The following is a 501-nucleotide window of genomic DNA, read 5'->3' on the forward strand; positions in this document are numbered from 1 at the left end:
TGGAAGACTTTGTTGGGGCTCCGCCCCAAACCCCGCCAAGAGGAAGGGCACAGCCTTTCCTCCTGGACCTCCTTCCCAGTTTTTCGAACGTTTACTAAAATAGGGGGGCTGAATAGTTACTAAAAAAGTTGAATGAGGTAAAATTGACACATATCCAAGAAATACATGCAATCCATGACAGGAATAGACTGGGGATACGTGTCTGATAAGTGTTGAATCCGGGACCGGAAAGGAGCGGAATTTAAACAAGAATACATACATAAGCCAGAGTTCTGGACAGATGGATGTCGCGCATGGTTTGTCTTGTGAGCGATTTTTCCATCAGATGCCAGTCGTGTGAAACCATGCCTGTTCACATGGCTTATAAGGCGAGTTGCGTCTGGATTCAAACTTGTATATTGGATGAACGGGTGCGAACAGAGGTGGCTGAATGACTTGGAGCAAATTTGGCAAAAAGATTGAATGACAACAGGATGATACCTTGTGCGACAGGCGGTTGCT

Source organism: Magnetococcales bacterium, assembly GCA_015228935.1.
Taxonomy (GTDB): domain Bacteria; phylum Pseudomonadota; class Magnetococcia; order Magnetococcales; family DC0425bin3; genus HA3dbin3.